The organism is Streptomyces coacervatus (genome assembly GCF_029223485.1).
GTDB lineage: Bacteria > Actinomycetota > Actinomycetes > Streptomycetales > Streptomycetaceae > Streptomyces > Streptomyces coacervatus.
This window is the reverse complement of sequence record NZ_JARHTP010000018.1, coordinates 1-17200: the sequence shown is the minus strand read 5'-3', so window position 1 is coordinate 17200 and position 17200 is coordinate 1. Positions and strand designations below refer to the sequence as shown.

Here is a 17200-nt window from a genome sequence, read left to right as displayed (position 1 = left end):
CCTGAGGACATCCTGAAGGAGGCGGCCCGTGCCCGTGGATGGCTCTAGTCCTGTCCTGTTGGACGGCGACGAGTGGCAGGCGTACTTCCGTGACTTCAAGCGCTCAGCGTTTCGGCTGGAGGTCCACCAGATCTACACCATGCCTGCGGAGGCTGAGACGGTCCGGGACTTCCTGGCCGGTGCCTCGATGCCGGAGGACTTCAACGCGCCGTGGCACCAGACCATTCGTGACCATGCGGCGGCCGGTCGGACGATGACCCGAGCCAAGGTCGTGCGTCGGCCGCTGACGCCGTACAGCCGGTATCTCTTCGAGTGGTGCATCCCCGGAAATGTCGCGGCCGGGGAGGACTATCAAATAGTTGATTTGACGGATCGACCCAATCCTGGACTTCCGGAGCAGGATTTCTGGCTGTTCGACGAATCAACCGTGGTGCATCTCGACTACCGACCCGACGGAACGCAGATCCATCGGGAACTGATCCAAGAGCCGAAAATCGGCAAGTATCTCGCGTGGCGGGATCTCGCGCTAGAAAGTGCCCTACCGTTCAGTGTCTATCGAACCTGAGGCAAAAGCACGGGACCGGAAGGATTTGGCGGAGGCCCTTCGGGGTCTCCGTCTCGCTTCCGGTCTGAGCGGCGAACGCCTGGCGCTGCGCTGCAACATGAGCCAGACGAAGATCAGTCGTATTGAAACGGGCCGTGCTCTGCCGACGGTCATCGATGTTGAGCGCATCCTGAAGGCCCTTGCCGTACCTGGCGAGGTAGCAGATGAGCTTCTTCGACTGGCACGCCGAGCCAATGTCGATTACGCATCTTGGCGCGCATATGCGCGCGTTGGCCTGTATCACAAGCAAGCCGAACTGAAAGCCCATGAGTCTTCGTCCCGGGTGATGCGGCACTTCCTGCCTGCCATCCCCACTGGTCTGTTGCATGTGCGTGAGTACGCCGTCGAGACCCTGTCCCCCACTGTGAGCAGCGACCCGGCCAGGGATGTTGCCCGGGCCGTACAAGCCCGAATGGACCGTCAGGCCGTCCTGGACGACTCGTCGCGCTCCTTCTGGTTCCTGATGACCGAGCAAGCCGTCAAGTGGCAACGGGCGAGCGTTGATGCCATGGCGGCCCAGTGCTCACACATGGCTGAGGTCAACAGGAAACCCAACGTCGAGATCGGGATAATCCCCCAGGGGGTGCAGGTTGCCGGCACCCCTATGAACATCTTCGTGGTCTATGACGACCGCCTTGTGACAGTCGAACTGTTCTCCGGTGAAGTCGTATTGCGTGACCCCCGGGACATAACGCAGCACCTTGGCTTGTTCGACCTCTTCTGGTCGCACGCGCTGACCGGAGACGACTCTTCTGCCTTCCTGGAACAGGCCGCTCACGGCTTTATGCGTCAACGCGAATAGGGCTCCACAGTGGTTCTTTGAGGGCTCATGATGGGTTCATGGAGAGTGAACGGAAAACTTCGGCATCTGGAATCCTTCTCCCCGAAGGAACTTGCCTCACCGAGTTGACTCGCGAGCCTTCAGCGTTTCCTGGTTGTCCTGATTGCCTGTCGCTGTCGGTAGCCCGTGAGAATGCCCGTTCCGGACATGACTTCAGCGCCGTCTCCGACAAAAATGTGGAGATGCGGCGTCACCACTCACTTGCGCACAGCTCATGAGCGGCAAGAAGGCAACTGGGACCTGGGGACCGTAGCGGGCCGTGTTCACGACGGACGATCTTTCGCCCCTGCCCACGACCGTTTGGCCGCCTTGCGAGTGCCGGCGCTGCACGGAACGAGGTAAGGGCTCCGAGAGTTGAGGGCTCCGCCTCCTCTCCCTGAACTCCCGCCTGACATGGGCGGCGGCGGTCAGTAATGGCCGTGACCAGTTGAGCAGGAAGGTGCAGTAATGCTGAACGGAAATGACCTGTACGCGCTCGACATCGACGGGGCCTCGTTCGTGAAAGCGTGCGGCGGCCCTTGCACCGAGGGGTGTGTGACCCTCGCCCGGATCGGTGAGGACGCCTGGGCCCTCGGTGACAGCAAGCGGCCGGAGGCACAGCCGCTCCGGTTCACCAGGGCGGAGCTGGACGCGGCCGGGATCGACCCGGCGCGGTTCGGCGCCTCTGTCTGACCGTCCCCCACCAGTCGGCCCTACCTCTCACCTCCTCCAATGGGTTGGGCCGTCTGGCCTGCGCAACTCCCAACATCCCGAACGGAAACGACTGGTGCACCATCACGGCTATCTGTGGATCGGGGCGAAAGAGCGCTTCGATCAGGAGGCCCTACGGCGGCCCCCTCATCCAGAGCCACCACCGGCCGGAAGCAGGCCGGAACTGATCCAGCGCTACCGGGAAGTTGCAGCGGAGTTCCCGACCGTCGATCTGCCGCCGCTGGAGACGGCGTACTGGCTCATCAAGCCGCGTTCACTGGTGCGCGGCACATGGGACGAGGCGAAGGAAGCGGCGGCCTGGCTCGGGGAGCAGCTGGCGGGGTACGTGTCCCGGTTCGCCTCGAAGGGAGACCGTGACACCACCCGTCTGGCCAGGCTCGTCGACTCGGCTGCTGATCAGTTGGAGTCCGGCACGGATGTGTCGCAGGGCTTCTACCTTGAACATTCCTCGTATCTACATCTGGCACTGGTGACGTGTTCCCCGAATCGCTCGAGGCCTGAACTTGCCTGCCCTGTCCGCTAGTTGAGGCAGCGGACCACGACAGCCCGGAGGTTGGCACGGCCGCAGCCCATCTGCGCCCGGTGACGGAGGCCAGCAGAACGAAGTCGACCACCTCAAGCGCGAACTCGACCGTTCTGGAACCTCGTTCTGAGCGGAGACAGATAGCTCGGCAGGACGCTCAGCGTCATGCCCGCCGCACCGATCCACAACGTCGCCGTCGCCCCGAAGGCCGAGCCCGACGCTCCGCCCAGCAGGCCGCCCAGCGGGATGCCGCCCCAGGAGACGAATCGTGCTGTCGCGTTCATCCGGCCCAGGAGGCGGTCGGGGGTGAGGGTCTGCTGGAGGCTCGACTGAGCCACCACGCGGACGACTCCCCCCAGGGAAAGGCACGAGAGTCCGAGCGCGGCCGCGTACAGGCTCCAACCCGGTCGTGCCAGCGGCATCAGGACCGTCAGCGGGCAGGTGACCAGTGACGCGAGCCAGATGACCGCGCCCTGTCCGACCCGCCGCGAGAGTGCGGTTGCGGTCAGGGCACCGAGCAATGCACCGCACCCCATTCCCGACAGAACGAGGCCGATCCCGGAGGAGTCCAGGTTCAGTTTCCGGGCCAGGAAGACCAGCAGCATGGTCTGGTACATGACCAGGGAGAGGTTGAATATCGCGTCTCCCAGGATGGTTGCGCGCAGGACGGGGTGTCCGAGGGCGAACCTCACTCCCTCCTTGATGTCCCGACCCAGCCGGGGCCGTTCACCTGGCTTCGGCCCCGACTCCGGCTTCCGCTCGCGGCTACGGATGCCGATCGCGAGTACGCCCGACATGGCCATCCCCGCCGAACTCACCAACAGCGTCGCGGGGGCTCCGGCCCAGCCGACCAACGGCCCCGCCATGGCCGGTCCGCTGATGCTGGTCACGGAGCGTATGGCCGCGAGTTTCGAGTTCCCCTCGACAAGGTGTCCTCGTCCCACCAAGTGCGGCAGGTAGCTGACGTACGCGATGTCGAAGAAGACGGTCAGAACCCCATGGACCAGGGCGACGGCGTAGAGCCACCAGATCGTCAGAAGGCCCGCCCACCACGCCACCGGTATCGTCCCGAGGACCAGCGCCCGCGCCAGATCAGTGCTGATCATCACCGACCGTTTGCGCATACGGTCCACCCACGCGCCCGCCGGCAGACCGACCAGGAGCGAGCCTGCCGTGGTCATCGCGGTCAGCAGTCCGACCTGGAACTCGTCGGCGTGCAACGCCAGGATGGCGACCAGGGGGAGTGAGAGGAAGATGATGCGGTCGCCCAGTTGCCCTAGGGCGGTGGCGGCGAAGAGGCGCCCGAAGTCCGGATCGCGCAGGAGTCCGAGCCGCGGTGACAGATGCATACGCGTCATTTACGGGCGGTCCACTCCGAACTCGTAGGCCACTTCCCGGCGTACGTCCGGAATGACGATGTCGGCGGTTTCCACCGGGCGGGCGGCGGTGTCGTAGATGGTCCGTTCGATCTGGAGCACCAGATCGCCGGCGCCGATCCCGAGCAGGTTCGCCTGTTCCTGACTGGCACGGGCCGGACGCGGCAGTTCGATTACGGATGCGACGTCCACACCGATGGAACGCATGCGCTCGACCACGCCCTTGCCAGCCAGCGGGCCCCTCTCCGGCAGGACGATCGGCGTTCCTCCCGTGATGGCCATCGGCTCCCAGGACGCGGAGAGCTGGACGGGCTGCCCGTCGGCGAGGAACTCGTAGTGCGTGGTGACACACAGGTCGCCGGGGCTGATGGCGAGCCGCTCGGCTATGTCCCCCGGCGCGGGGACGCGTACCTGGCTGTGTGAGTCCCACGCACCGGCCCTGCCTCGCTCCCGTGCGGCCGCGAGCGAGGGGGAGCCGTGCCGCGAGCGGACCATCCGCAGGCGTTCGCGCTGCACGCGCACGTAGGTGCCCGAACCCGTGCGCCCTTCGAGGAGACCGTTGCCGATCAAGAGGTCCACGGCCCTCTGGGTGACGTTGCGACCGACCCCGTACTCCTCGGCGAGCCGCGCCCGGGACGGCAGACGCTCACCGATCTCCCACTCTCCGGCGAGAATCCGTGTGCGCAGCGCCTCGGCCACGGCAAGGTAGGGCGCCTGTCGGGGCATGTGCGGCTCTCCGGTCGGTGGTCGGTGATCACGGGCGGAGTGGGAAAGCTAATGCACCCGGCGAAAGCTACTGCAGCAGAAACATGTCCCCCCTGGTCAGGACGGGGATCGACCGTCTAACGTCCGTGCATGGCAGCCTTCGATCCGTGGGACCCGGCGTTCCTCGCCGACCCCTACCCCGCCTATGCCGAGCTGCGTGCCAAGGGCCGCGTGCACTACTTCGAGGCCACGAACCAGTGGCTCGTCCCGCACCACGCCGACGTATCGGCGCTGCTGCGGGAGCGGCGCCTCGGGCGGACGTACCAGCACCGTTTCACGCATGAGGACTTCGGGCGGACGGCGCCGCCTGACGCGCACGAGCCGTTCCACACGCTCAATGACCACGGGATGCTGGATCTGGAGCCGCCGGACCACACCCGCATCCGGCGGCTGGTCTCGAAGGCGTTCACGCCGCGGACCGTCGAGCAGCTCAAGCCGTACGTGAGCAACCTCGCCGGGGAGCTTGTGGACCGGCTCGTCGAGAAGGGCGGCGGCGACCTGCTCACCGATGTCGCCGAACCCCTCCCCGTCGCCGTCATCGCCGAGATGCTGGGCATTCCCGAGGCCGATCGGGCCCCGCTCCGCCCCTGGTCGGCCGACATCTGCGGGATGTACGAGCTGAACCCGCCGGAGGACGTCGCGGCCAAGGCGGTCCGTGCGTCGGTCGAGTTCTCCGACTATCTGCGTGAGCTGATCGCCGAGCGCCGTAAAGAGCCGGGGGACGATCTCATCTCCGGGCTCATCGCCGCCCACGACGAGGGCGACCGGCTCACCGAGCAGGAGATGATCTCGACCTGTGTGCTGCTGCTGAACGCGGGGCACGAGGCCACGGTCAACGCCACCGTCAACGGTTGGTACGCCCTCTTCCGCAACCCGGAGCAGTTGGCCGCTCTGCGCGCCGATCACTCCCTGATCCCCGCCGCGATCGAAGAGCTCATGCGCTACGACACTCCGCTCCAGCTCTTCGAGCGGTGGGTGCTGGACGAGATTGAGATCGACGGTACGACGATTCCACGGGGCGCGGAGGTCGCCTTGCTCTTCGGGTCCGCCAACCACGATCCCGAGGTGTTCCGCGACCCCGAGCGCCTCGACCTCACCCGCAGGGAGAACCCGCACATCTCCTTCTCCGCCGGAATCCATTACTGCATCGGCGCACCGCTGGCCCGTATCGAGCTGGCCGCGTCCATGGCGGCGCTACTGGAGAAGGCCCCGGCCCTGAGCCTGGCCACGGAGCCGGAGCGGAAGCCGAACTTTGTGATCCGGGGGCTGGACGGGTTGAGCGTGGAGGTGGGCTGATCACCCGTTCGGATGATCACTGGACGATTGCGGGCGATGGACGCGAGCGACTCGTCACGCTGGTGCCTGCCTGCGAAGGGAGGCACCATGACGGTTATGGCAGAACGTGCGTCGTCTCAGTTGTCGGTGGACACATTCGAGCGGATCGCCGAATTCGCCGCTCGTGAGGACGAGACCGTCAGCTTCGAGTTCATCGGCGGACGGATCGGGGTCAAGAAGGCGACGAACGGCAGCCACGGCGAGATCGCCATGTGGTTGGTCTTCCAGTGCAAGGCGGCGCGGCCGGACCTCACGCTCTACACGGTGAACCAAGGGCTGAAGGTCGAGGCATACCGCAAGGGGCGTGCCCGGCCTGACGCCCTGCTCGCACCGGTGGGCTACTTCAATGGCCGGGGCGACTGGGCCGAGCCCGATGGCGTGCTGATGGCCGTCGAGATCACGTCGTACGACTCGGACACCCATAACCGTGACCGTGTGGAGAAACCCCGCGCGTACGCGGAAGCGGGCATCCCCGTGTATTTGCTGATCGACCGAGACAGCCTGTCGATCCTCGTGCACAGCGACCCGGACCCGGAGGACGGCTACCGGGACATCCATGTCGTCAGGCTCGGCGGAAAGGTCACCCTCCCCGACCCCGTCGGCATCGAACTCGACACCGAGGATCTCAAGCAGTACGTCGACTGATCGCTCCCCCTCAGCCCGTCACGTCCCGCCGTCGCAGACCCGCCAGGCCTACTGCCACCAGCGTCGCCGCCAGTCCGAGAAGGACCAGTACCGGGCCCCAATTCATCTCTCCGCCCGGCAACTTGGGCAGATGGCCGAAGGGGGACAGGTCCAGTACCGCCTGCGGTGCGTTCAGGGCCGGTCCGACCCAGCCGATCAGCAGGACCGCGCCCGCGACGCCCCACGCCGCCATTGCCGCCCGCGGCAGCACGCCGTACAGCAGTACCGCCAGCCCGCCGATCACCCACACCCCGGCCACCTGCACCAGGCATGCCCCGAGGATCGGCCCGATCTCCTTGCCGTAGCCGACGGCGAAGCCGAGGCCGGTCAGCAGCATGATGAGGACCGAGCCGCCGAAGGCGATCGTCAGGTGGCCTGCGGCCCAGCGCAGGCGGCCCACCGCGTTGGCCAGCAGCGGCTCCGCCCGGCCCGAGGTCTCCTCGCCGTTCAGCCGGAGCACGGACGACACGACATACAGCGCCGCGATCAGGCCCAGCATGCCGACCATCGACGCCAGGAAGGAGTCCGTCAAACCGCTGTGGCCTCCCATCCGTTCGAAGATCTGGCGGGCGTTCTTGTTGTCGCCGACCAGGTCGGCCACGCCGTCCGTCAGGCCGCCGTAGACGACGCCGACGAGGAAGTAGCCGAGCGACCAGCCCAGGACGCCGCCCCGTTGCAGCCGCCAGGCCAGTGCGCCCGCCGTGCGGAGGCGGCCGGTCGCCGGGCCGGGGCGCGTCGGCAGGAAGCTCATGCCCATGTCCCGGCGGCCTGCGAGGGCGTAGGCCACCGCGGCCTGGAGGGCCACCGCCGCCGTGAACAGCAGGAGCACCCACCAGCGTTCGCCGGCGTACGGGCGCAGGTTCTCCAGCCAGCCGAGGGGGGAGAGCCAGGTCAGGAGCGAGGAGCCGTTGGCGGTCGACGCGTCGCCGGCCGCGCGCAGGACGAACGCTGCGCCCAGGACGCCCGCCGTCAGGCCACGGGCCAGCCGCGCGCTCTCCGTCAGCTGCGCGACGATCGCCGCCATCGTCGCGAAGACCATGCCGACGGCGGCAAGACCGAGACCGAAGGCCAGGGCGCCCACGGCTCCCTGACCCGCAAGCCCGGCCGCAACCAGCAACGCCAGTACGGCATTTGCGACCCCCGCCGCCAGCAGGGCCGCCGTCAGCGAGGCGCGGCGGCCCACCATTCCGGACGCCACCAGCTCCTGGCGGCCGCTCTCCTCCTCGTCCCGGGTGTGCCGTACGACGGTCATCAGGCTCATCGCCGCGGCGAGCCCACCGGCGTACACGCCGACGCGCCAGGCCGTCAGTGCGCCGATCGACGTGTCGAAGACCGGGCCGATCAGCGCGCGGAACGAGGCGTTGGTCGCCACCTGGTGGATCAGATCGGTGCGCTCGGCCAGGGTGCCGTAGAGGTTCTTCAGCGTGTTCGGCATGGAGAGGACCATGAGCGCGTTCACACCGACCCAGACCGGGATCAGCACGCGGTCGCGGCGCAGGGCGAAGCGCAACAGGGTTGTCGTGCCTGCCAGTTGGCGGCTGGCTGGCCTCGGTGGCGCGAGCGTCGTCGTCATCGTCGGGTCGCCGCCTCGTCGTTCTGGTAGTGGCGGAGGAACAGCTCCTCCAACGTCGGCGGCGTCGACGTCAGCGACCGTACGCCCGACTCGCTCAACTGCCGCAGTACGGCGTCGAGTTTGTCCGTGTCGACCTGGAGCCGGACCCGCTTTCCCTGTACGTCGAGGTCGTGGACGCCGGGCAGGTGCGTCAACCCGTTGGGCGTGCCCGCCAGTTCGGCCGTCACGCTCGTCCGCGTCAGGTGGCGCAGGTCGGCGAGCGAGCCGGACTCGACCGTGCGGCCCTTGCGGATGATGCTCACGCGGTCGCAGAGTTCCTCGACCTCGCTGAGGATGTGGGACGAGAGCAGGATCGTCCTTCCCCTGTCCCGCTCCTCCTCCACGCAGCGCTGGAAGACCTCCTCCATCAGCGGGTCCAGGCCCGACGTCGGCTCGTCCAGGATCAGCAGGTCCACGTCCGAGGCGAAGGCGGCGACCAGGGCGACCTTCTGGCGGTTGCCCTTCGAGTACGTGCGGCCCTTCTTGGTGGGGTCCAGTTCGAAGCGCTCGATCAGGTCGGCCCGGCGGGCCGGGTCCAGGCCGCCGCCGCGCAGACGGCCGTAGAGGTCGATGACCTCACCGCCCGACAGGTTCCGCCACAGCGTCACGTCCCCGGGGACGTACGCGATCCGGCGGTGCACCTCCACCGCGTCCTGCCACGGGTCGCGGCCCAGCACCTGCGCGGCTCCTGAGTCGGCGCGCAGCAGGCCGAGCAGGACGCGGATGGTGGTGGACTTGCCGGCGCCGTTCGGGCCGAGGAAGCCGTGGACCTCGCCGGTCTCGACGTCCAGGTCGAGGCCGTCCAGGGCGTGGGTGCGGCCGAAGGATTTGTGGAGCCCGGCGACCGTGATTGCCTTCGTCATGCTTCTGAACGTACGCTTCTTTCAGAAATTTGTGAAGTTAAGGAAGCGTGTGAAGCCCGGCTAGGGTGGTGACCATGACGGATGCGGTGGGGCGTGACCCGGAGGCGGTCTCGAAGTTCGTGGAGAGTTTCGCGGCGCAGCTGGTCGAGGCCGGGATGCAGCGCATGCCCGCCCGGGTCTTCGCCGCCCTGCTCTCCTCCGACGAGGGTTCGATGACCTCCGCCGAGCTGGGCGAACAGCTGCAGATCAGTCCCGCGGCCGTCTCCGGCGCGGTGCGCTATCTGACCATGACGCACATGGTGTCGCGCGAGCGGGAGCCCGGCTCGCGCCGGGAGCGCTACCGGGTGCACGGCGATCAGTGGTACGAGGCCCTGACCAACCGCGAGGCCCTCATCAAGCGGTGGGAGGCGGCTCTGCGGGAAGGCGTGAGCAGTCTCGGCGTCGATACGCCCGCCGGGCGGCGCATGGCCGAGACGCTCGCCTTCTTCGAGTTCATCGAGGCCGAGGTCGCGACCATGATGGAGCGGTGGCGCGTGCACCGGGAGAAGACCTTCGGGGCGGGCTGACGCCGGCTCCCGGCGCGCTTGGGCCGTAGCCCGCCAGGTGGTCCTGGAGCCGGGCATGCCGGAACTGGTACACCGCCCCCGACCGGCGCAGTACGTCCCGCTCGCACGCGTCCTCCAGGAACGCGACCAGCCGCCAGGGCAGACGGCCGGTCAGCGGGAGCCAGATGCGGGCGAGGGCCACCCACTGGCCCCAGGCGGTGAGGCAGAGACCGTAGGCGAGGCCGGCGCAGAAGGCGCCCTCGATGCCGAAGACCAGCCCGAGCTGGAGGCTGCGCAGGGGTGGTTCGGTGAAGGTGGCACCCAGTCCCGCGACCAGGCCGACGACGAGTGCCCAGACGAGGAGATGGGAGACGACGTTCGCGCGGCTCTGCCGCAGCAGGTCGGCGCAGCTGACGGAGGTCTGCCAGGTGATGGGGGTCTCCAGCCAGGCGATGACCGCCATCGCCGCCCCCGCAGAGAGCCCGACGGTCAGCGGGAACTCGGCCGCGGACACGAGGTTGCCGCCCAGCCCGTCGTCCAGGGCGAGCGGCGGCAGCAGGAGCCTGTCGACGAGCACGATGGCGAGGGCGATGAAGAAGCCGAGCAGGGTCCCTCCCACCACCTTGTGGGAGAACGCCTTGTCCGGCTCCCGGTCCCGCCGGAAGAAGTGGACCCTCACGGGACGCGGCCTCAACAGGTCGCCCGTGCTGCTGTCGGCGCGGCGGTAGACGTAACCGAGCACCAGCCCGAACACGAGGCCGTGCAGCGTCCCCACGACCAGGCCGCGCCGGATCGCGAAGCCGAGTCCGTGTGATGTGCCGAGCAGGTCCACGGGAAGGTTGCCGACCGCGGTCGTCACCGCGAAGGAGAGCGCCGCCAGGAACGAGATCACGGCGGTGCGCGCCGGAAGACCGATCGACGTGCCGATCTCCCACCAGGCCAGGTCGCGCCTGCCGTCCAGATGGGCGGCGAGATACCCGAGCCAGCGCTGGGCCCGCTGCGACGTCCAGCCGCGGGGCGGTGCGTCCGGGTCGCCGGCGCGCCGGCGGTAGGCGGACGGGACGAAGCTGCTCAGCAGATGTTCTTCGACGGCTTTCCGGGAGCGGAACCGGAGCAGATCCCTGGGGCTGCGCGGCGGGCCGCCGTGCTCGCTCCCGTCCCCGTTCCCGTTCCCGTTCCGATTCTCGTCCCCCGTGCTCGCTCTCTCGCCGTAGACGTCACGGGCGAGGGAGATCATCAGCGGGGTGGTCAGTGCCTCGCGCAGGCTCTTGCCGGTCCGGGTGCTGGGCGCGTCGCGCAGCCTGGCCAGGACCTGGTCCCATTCGGGCTCGACGGCCGGGGCGCTGCCGAGGGTCAGGAACTTCTTCGCGTCGGCCGGGGTGAGAGCGGTCAGTTCGATCGCGGCGGCGCGTTTGAGGCCTCTGGTGGGGCCTCTGGTCGGGCCTCCGGTGTCGCCGATCGCGGCGGCATACGGTCCGGTACGGCTGGTGAGGACCAAGTGCCCCGGGAAGCGGGAGAGTTGGTCGAGGGCGTCGGCTTCCAGGCCGTCGGCCATCTCGTCGAATCCGTCCAGGACGGGCAGTACCAGTCCCTTCTCGATCAGGGCTTCGGCGACCGTCGTCCCCTCGCGGGTCATGGTGTCCATGCCCGGTGTGTCACGGCTCAGACGGTCGCGCAGCCACTCCGCCAGTGTCTCCGCCCGGGGGTCCCACGACCCCAGGCTGAAGATCTCCGGAACGGGGTCGCCGTGCGCACGCAGCTGCAGCAGATCCAGCACGAGTCGCAGGCCAAGGACGGTCTTCCCCGAGCCCGCCTCGCCCAGCACCACCAGACGGCCGGAGGGGACCCTCCCGTAGGTCGTGGCGATGTCTCCCGGGTGCTGCTCCAGGTCCACCGGCCCGGCCGTGTCGTCGTCCGGGGTGCCGTGGACGTTCGCCCAGTGGTCCATGAGCGTGTGCGCCACGGTCCAACGGACGGGCAGCAGGCCCGGATCCGGGTGCTCCACCCAGCGCCGCTTCTTCTCGACCTTCCAGCGGTTCCTTACGGCATCGGCGAACTTCTCGGTGGCGTCGGTGAGTTCGGTGGTCTCGGTGAGTTCGTCGTGCTGGTCGTCCTGGTCGTGCCGCGGTGCGGGTCCGCTCCCCGGCGGCTGCACCGCCTGGCTGCCGACCTTCACCCCCTCGAACTCTCCCCCCATGAACACGGGTCCGTAGAAGTTCCCGCCGCTGACCTCGCTGCGCACCCCGGGCTCGGGAGTGCCGTCGCCGGGTCCGGGCGGCTCGGCGTCCCTGCCGTCGGGGGCCACCTCATCCACCCCGGTTCTGCGGGCGCCGCCGGGTCCAGCCCCACCAGACCAGGCCGACCACGCCCGCGATCACGGCCAGGAGCGCGGTGAGCGTGAACAGCGGGACGGTGAAGTCCCAGCCGCTGCTCGCGGCAGCGGGGGGAGCCGGCACGGAGGGGGAGGGGGCAGCCTGTGCGGGTCCGCCCTCCGCCCGGGGGCCGGTCGTCGAGGACACGACGGTGAACCTCGCCAGCACACCGTCCTGCCCGGAGTTCAGGTCGCAGGGCCCGTTCATGCTGTTGATCGGCGTGGCAGTGGGGCTCCTGAAGTGCATGTCGATCCCGCCGACCACAATGCTTGCCGCTCCCGGCTCGCCGAAGACGAGCGGCGGCAGGACCCCGACCGCGTGGACGGTCAGCGGGCCGGAGTCGGGGACCCGCGTCCTGGCCACCGTGAGCGTCACGGTCTTCGTGATGTCGCCCCCCGGCGCCGCCACGACGGCGTGCACATCCGCCGTGCCCTCGACGGTCTCCGCGTGGATGAGCTTCAGCGAATCGGTGACCTTGTGGCCGACGGTCGCCGTGGCATCGACCTTCAACTGCGGGGAGACCTGTCCGACCCCGATGGCGGCCGGGGCGGGCCACACCACCGACGCGGTCATCGGCTGGCCGAGGATGAACGGGAAAGTGCAGGTGTAACGCAGAGACACCGGAGCCGGAGCCGCCGCAGCGGCCCCGGCTCCGAACAGCCCGGCACTTCCGAACAGAGCAACTGCCGTGACACACCCGGCAATGCGCCGCCGTAAGCAGGCGAAGGCTAAGTCAGCGACCATACTTCGCAGGTTACGAAGCCTGCCCCGCCGACACCAGAGGACCACCGGAGCCCTACACGGCTCCCCCGTATCTTCTACGGCACTTTTCCCAACGCCGGTTCGGTAGCGCCCTGAAGGGGCGCGGGGAACTGCGCGACCAGCCCCCACCGACCCGCAGATCAATCACTGCCTGGTGGAGCGCTCAGCGCTCCTTGGTCTCTTCCAACACTGTGCGCCCGAGCAGCGCGTACCGCTCCGGCGACCGCCGCTTGAGGTACTGCGCATACCCGACGCCCAGCGCGGCAACCAACCCCACCAGCCACGGCGTAGCCTTCAGCAGCAGCGACCCGGACTCCGAGCCGGCCGCGACGTTCATGTTGGACACCAGCAGCACCACCACCGCAAGCATCGCGATGCCGCCGACGAGCGGGGCGGTGAAGGTCCTGAACCAGTGCCGGCTCTCGGGGTGGTTCTTGCGGAAGTACACCAGCACCGCGAACGAGCACACCGCCTGCACGATCAGGATCGCCATCGTGCCGAGGATGGCGAGCAGGACGTAGAGGGCGTTGGCCGGGTCCTTGCTGGTGGCCCAGAACGCGACGATCAGTACGGCGCTCACCACCGTCTGCACCAGGCCCGCGATGTGCGGGGAGCCGTGCCGGGGGTGGGTGCGGCCGATGGTGTTCTTCAGGGAGGGGAGGACTCCCTCGCGGCCCAGCGCGTACATGTAGCGGGCGGCGCAGTTGTGGAAGGCCATGCCGCAGGCGAGCGAGCCGGTGATCATCAGCCACTGCATGAGGTCGACCGCCCAGTGGCCGACGTAGTGCTCGGTGGGGTTGAAGAAGAGGGCGAGCGGGTTCGCCGACGAGGCGACCTTGACGGCCTCGGTCTCGCCGTTGCCGATGATGGCCATCCAGGAGACGAAGACGTAGAAGACGCCGACGCCGAGGACCGAGATCATCGTCGCCTTGGGGATGATCTTCTTCGGGTCGCGGGACTCCTCGCCGTACATCGCCGTCGACTCGAAGCCGACCCACGACCAGAAGGCGAAGAAGAGACCGAGGCCCGCGGACGTGCCCTTGAAGGCGTTGATCGGGTTGACGGGGCCGAAGGTGAAGCCGTGCGGGCCGCCGCCGTGCAGGGCGACCGAGATCGCCATGGCCGCGAGGACGGTCACCTCGGTGCCGAGCAGGACCACGAGGAGCTTCTCGGCGACCGAGATGCCGAACCAGGTGCCCGTCGCGTTGACGGCGAGCATCAGCAGCGCGCAGGCCCACCACGGGACGTCAAGTCCCGTCTGGTCCTTGAGGGTTCCGGTGGCGAAGACCGAGAAGATGCCGATCAGCGCCGGCTCGAACACGGCGTACGCGAAGGTGGCGAGCAGTCCCGACGCCAGCCCCGCTGTGCGTCCGAGGCCGTAGGAGATGAAGCCGTAGAAGGCGCCCGTCGACGTGATGTGCTTCGCCATCGAGGTGAATCCGATGGAAAAGATTGCCAGGACGACCATTGCGACGAGATAGCTCGCGGGGGCGCCGATGCCGTTGCCGGACGACACCATGAAGGGCACGTTGCCCGTCATCGCGGTGATCGGGGCGGCGGTCGCGACGGCCATGAAGACCACGCCGAGCAGGCCGACCGCGTTGGGCTTGAGCCGGTGAACCGTGCCTTCGCCGTCTGTTTTCGTCGCCGGGGCGACGCCCTCATCCACTGCCATCGGGGTGGCCCCTCTCCTGGTGATCCGCTGTGGCGCAGTTGGTGCACTGGACCGGAACTCTGTAGCCCGAATGAGTCGGTCAAGGGTGTCGGCGCGTTAAATGTTTGTCAACCAGACCTTTAGAACTCCGACGCAATCTGATGCAATCTGTCGGCAACACGCGGCTCGTACGGTCGCCGCCATGAGCTCGTACTCCTCCACCCTCGGCGGCCACCGGTACCGCTTCGACTCCCTCGCGCGCCTGCTGGCCGCCGCGAGCCCGGAACGCTCCGGCGACCGGCTGGCGGGGCTGGCCGCCGCGAGCGCCCAGGAGCGGGTCGCGGCGCGCTGGGCCCTGACGGAGGTGCCTCTCGCGACCTTCCTGACCGAGCCGTTGATCCCGTACGAGACCGACGACGTGACCCGGCTGATCCTCGACACCCACGACGCGGGCGCCTTCGCGCCGGTCGCCGGGATGACGGTCGGGGAGCTCCGGGAGTGGCTGCTGGCGGCGGACACGGCGGCCCTGGCGGCGGTGGCGCCCGGGCTGACGCCGGAGATGGTCGCGGCGGTCTCGAAGCTGATGGGGAACGCGGACCTGGTGGCCGTCGCCCGCAAGGTGCAGGTGGTCACCGCCTTCCGCTCGACGATCGGCCTGCCGGGCCGGCTGGCCACGCGCCTGCAGCCCAACCACCCCACCGACGACCCGGCGGGAGTCGCGGCCGCGCTCCTGGACGGCCTGCTGCTCGGCTCCGGCGACGCGGTGATCGGCATCAACCCGGCGACGGACAGCCCGAAGGCGGTACGGGATCTGCTGGAGCTGCTGGACGGAGTGATCGACCGCTACTCCATCCCCACCCAGTCCTGCGTCCTGTGCCATGTCACGACGAGCGTCGACCTGATGGAGCGCGGCGCACCGGTGGACCTGGTCTTCCAGTCCATCGCGGGCACCCAGGCCGCGAACGCCTCCTTCGGGGTGACGCTGGGCCTGCTGGACGAGGCGTACGAGGCGGCACGCGGGCTCGACCGCGGCACCGTCGGCAGCAACGTCATGTACTTCGAGACCGGCCAGGGCAGCGCCCTCTCCGCGGACGCGCACCACGGCGTGGACCAGCAGACGGTGGAGGCACGGGCATACGCGGTCGCCCGCCGCTACGACCCGCTGCTCGTGAACACGGTGGTGGGCTTCATAGGCCCGGAGTACCTCTACGACGGCCGCCAGATCCTCCGCGCCGCCCTGGAGGACCACTTCTGCGGCAAGCTGCTCGGCCTCCCCATGGGCCTGGACATCTGCTACACGAACCACGCGGACGCCGATGACGACGACGTCGCGACCATGCTGACGATGCTCGGCGTCGCGGGCGCGTCCTTCGTGATCTGCACTCCGGGCGGCGACGACATCATGCTGAATTACCAATCGGCCTCGTACCACGACGCGTTGTACCTGCGCGAGGTGCTGGGGCTGCGCCCGGCGCCGGAGTTCGAGGCGTGGCTGGGGTCGATCGGGCTGCTGGACGAGAGCGGGTCGATCAAGGACGTATCGGGCGCGTCGGGGGCCCATCCCCTGACGGCGATCGGAAGGGAGCTGGCAGCATGACTGATCGTCAAGTAGCAGTAGTCACGGATGACTTGGCGCTGTGGGCCGCAATGCGCCGGCACACCCAGGCCCGTATCGGCCTCGGCCGCGCCGGCTCCGGGCTCCCCACCCGCCACCGCCTCGACCTCCAGACCGCGCACGCGGCCGCCCGGGACGCGGTGCACTCGCCGTTCGAGCCGGACGCGGTCGCGGCGGGGCTGGCGGGGATGCCCACGGTACGGGTCCGCAGCGCCGCCGGCGACCGGCTCACCTACCTCCAGCGCCCCGACCTGGGCCGCCGCCTGCACCCCACGGACCGCGCACACCTCCCCGCCGGGGACTGGGACGTCGTCTTCGTCGTCGCCGACGGGCTGTCCAGCCGGGCGGTGCACGAGCATGCGGCGGCGGTAGTGCGGGAGACGGCGGCCCGGCTGCCGTCCTGGTCGATCGCCCCGGTCGTCCTGGCCGAACAGGCCCGAGTGGCCCTCGGCGACGACATCGCCCACGCGATGGGGGCGACGATGGTCGTCGTCCTGGTCGGCGAACGCCCCGGCATGTCGGCGGCGGACTCCCTGGGCGCGTACCTGACGTACCGGCCGACCCCGGGGGTGACGACGGACGCCGACCGGAACTGCCTGAGCAACATCCGGCCGCCGCTGGGGCTGACGTACGAGGGGGCGGCGGGGAAGTTGGCGGGGTTGATGGGGAGGGGGCGGGAGTTGGGGGTCACGGGCGTGGCGCTGAAGGACGAGTCGGAGGCGCTGCCGAGGTAGCGGGCCTCAGCGAGGCACGGCCCGGTGCAGTTTCCCGGACCCTGGCCTGAGCGAGGCATGGCACGGTGCAGCTTCCCGGGCCCGTTCGCGCCCTGGGCCCGTTCGCGCCCTGGGCCCGTTCGCGCCCTGGGCCCGTTCGCGCCCTGGGCCCGTTCGCGCCCTGGGCCCGTTCGCGCCCTGGGCCCGTTCGCGCCCTGGGCCCGT

16 protein-coding genes are annotated in these 17200 nt (G+C 68.9%); 9 read left to right on the top strand and 7 right to left on the bottom strand.

Annotated features, from left to right (window positions below):
• Positions 1-28: 28 nt before the first annotated feature.
• The 4 genes from P2Q00_RS36010 to P2Q00_RS35995 all read left to right on the top strand — a co-directional run bounded on the left by P2Q00_RS36010 (position 29) and on the right by P2Q00_RS35995 (position 2679).
• Positions 29-565, top strand: coding sequence for a DUF6879 family protein (locus tag P2Q00_RS36010; RefSeq protein WP_275778174.1), 537 nt, complete (start codon positions 29-31; stop codon positions 563-565).
• A complete protein-coding gene (locus P2Q00_RS36005; protein ID WP_275778172.1) occupies positions 549-1406 on the top strand; it encodes a helix-turn-helix domain-containing protein in 858 nt (285 codons plus the stop codon). The genes P2Q00_RS36010 and P2Q00_RS36005 overlap by 17 nt, the downstream gene beginning before the upstream one ends.
• 486 nt (positions 1407-1892) lie before the next feature.
• Complete coding sequence (locus P2Q00_RS36000) at positions 1893-2117, top strand: DUF397 domain-containing protein (protein ID WP_275778171.1); 225 nt, start codon at positions 1893-1895, stop codon at positions 2115-2117.
• 94 nt (positions 2118-2211) lie between these two features.
• On the top strand, positions 2212-2679 hold the full coding sequence (locus tag P2Q00_RS35995; protein WP_275778170.1) for a hypothetical protein: 468 nt from the start codon (positions 2212-2214) through the stop codon (positions 2677-2679).
• Between the two features lie 92 nt (positions 2680-2771).
• On the opposite strand, the gene P2Q00_RS35990 is transcribed toward P2Q00_RS35995, so the two are convergent.
• Together P2Q00_RS35990 and P2Q00_RS35985 are read right to left on the bottom strand one after the other, a co-directional pair.
• On the bottom strand, positions 2772-4037 hold the full coding sequence (locus P2Q00_RS35990) for an MFS transporter (protein ID WP_275778168.1): 1266 nt from the start codon (positions 4035-4037) through the stop codon (positions 2772-2774).
• The gene (locus P2Q00_RS35985) at positions 4038-4781 is read right to left on the bottom strand and encodes a GntR family transcriptional regulator (RefSeq protein ID WP_275778166.1); all 744 of its coding nucleotides are present in this window, start codon (positions 4779-4781) and stop codon (positions 4038-4040) included.
• Between the two features lie 129 nt (positions 4782-4910).
• Between P2Q00_RS35985 and P2Q00_RS35980 the strand changes: the two genes are divergently transcribed.
• On the top strand, positions 4911-6116 hold the full coding sequence (locus P2Q00_RS35980; RefSeq protein ID WP_275778165.1) for a cytochrome P450: 1206 nt from the start codon (positions 4911-4913) through the stop codon (positions 6114-6116).
• Positions 6117-6203: 87 nt separating this feature from the next.
• Complete coding sequence (locus tag P2Q00_RS35975; protein WP_275778163.1) at positions 6204-6800, top strand: Uma2 family endonuclease; 597 nt, start codon at positions 6204-6206, stop codon at positions 6798-6800.
• Positions 6801-6810: 10 nt separating this feature from the next.
• Here the strand turns inward: P2Q00_RS35975 and P2Q00_RS35970 are convergent, their stop codons facing one another.
• Both P2Q00_RS35970 and P2Q00_RS35965 read right to left on the bottom strand, forming a co-directional pair.
• On the bottom strand, positions 6811-8412 hold the full coding sequence (locus P2Q00_RS35970; RefSeq protein ID WP_275778161.1) for an ABC transporter permease: 1602 nt from the start codon (positions 8410-8412) through the stop codon (positions 6811-6813).
• On the bottom strand, positions 8409-9314 hold the full coding sequence (locus P2Q00_RS35965) for an ABC transporter ATP-binding protein (protein WP_275778159.1): 906 nt from the start codon (positions 9312-9314) through the stop codon (positions 8409-8411). Before P2Q00_RS35965 ends, P2Q00_RS35970 begins: the two co-directional genes overlap by 4 nt.
• A gap of 74 nt (positions 9315-9388) precedes the next feature.
• Here P2Q00_RS35965 and P2Q00_RS35960 point away from each other — a divergent pair, with 74 nt between their 5' ends.
• Positions 9389-9880 (top strand): GbsR/MarR family transcriptional regulator, encoded by a 492-nt coding sequence (locus tag P2Q00_RS35960; protein WP_275778157.1) that lies wholly within the window; start codon positions 9389-9391, stop codon positions 9878-9880.
• On the opposite strand, the gene P2Q00_RS35955 is transcribed toward P2Q00_RS35960, so the two are convergent.
• From P2Q00_RS35955 to P2Q00_RS35945, 3 genes are all read right to left on the bottom strand, one after another.
• A complete protein-coding gene (locus P2Q00_RS35955; protein ID WP_275778155.1) occupies positions 9807-12164 on the bottom strand; it encodes an NACHT domain-containing protein in 2358 nt (785 codons plus the stop codon). The genes P2Q00_RS35960 and P2Q00_RS35955 overlap by 74 nt on opposite strands.
• A 1-nt stretch (position 12165) precedes the next feature.
• Complete coding sequence (locus P2Q00_RS35950) at positions 12166-12975, bottom strand: DUF6801 domain-containing protein (RefSeq protein ID WP_338059376.1); 810 nt, start codon at positions 12973-12975, stop codon at positions 12166-12168.
• Positions 12976-13156: 181 nt separating this feature from the next.
• Positions 13157-14668, bottom strand: coding sequence for an APC family permease (locus P2Q00_RS35945; RefSeq protein WP_275778152.1), 1512 nt, complete (start codon positions 14666-14668; stop codon positions 13157-13159).
• Between the two features lie 181 nt (positions 14669-14849).
• Between P2Q00_RS35945 and P2Q00_RS35940 the strand changes: the two genes are divergently transcribed.
• Together P2Q00_RS35940 and eutC are read left to right on the top strand one after the other, a co-directional pair.
• Positions 14850-16244, top strand: a complete 1395-nt coding sequence (locus P2Q00_RS35940; protein WP_275778150.1) for an ethanolamine ammonia-lyase subunit EutB — start codon at positions 14850-14852, stop codon at positions 16242-16244.
• Positions 16241-16996 (top strand): ethanolamine ammonia-lyase subunit EutC, encoded by a 756-nt coding sequence (gene eutC / locus P2Q00_RS35935; protein ID WP_275778149.1) that lies wholly within the window; start codon positions 16241-16243, stop codon positions 16994-16996. Before P2Q00_RS35940 ends, eutC begins: the two co-directional genes overlap by 4 nt.
• Positions 16997-17200: the final 204 nt, after the last annotated feature.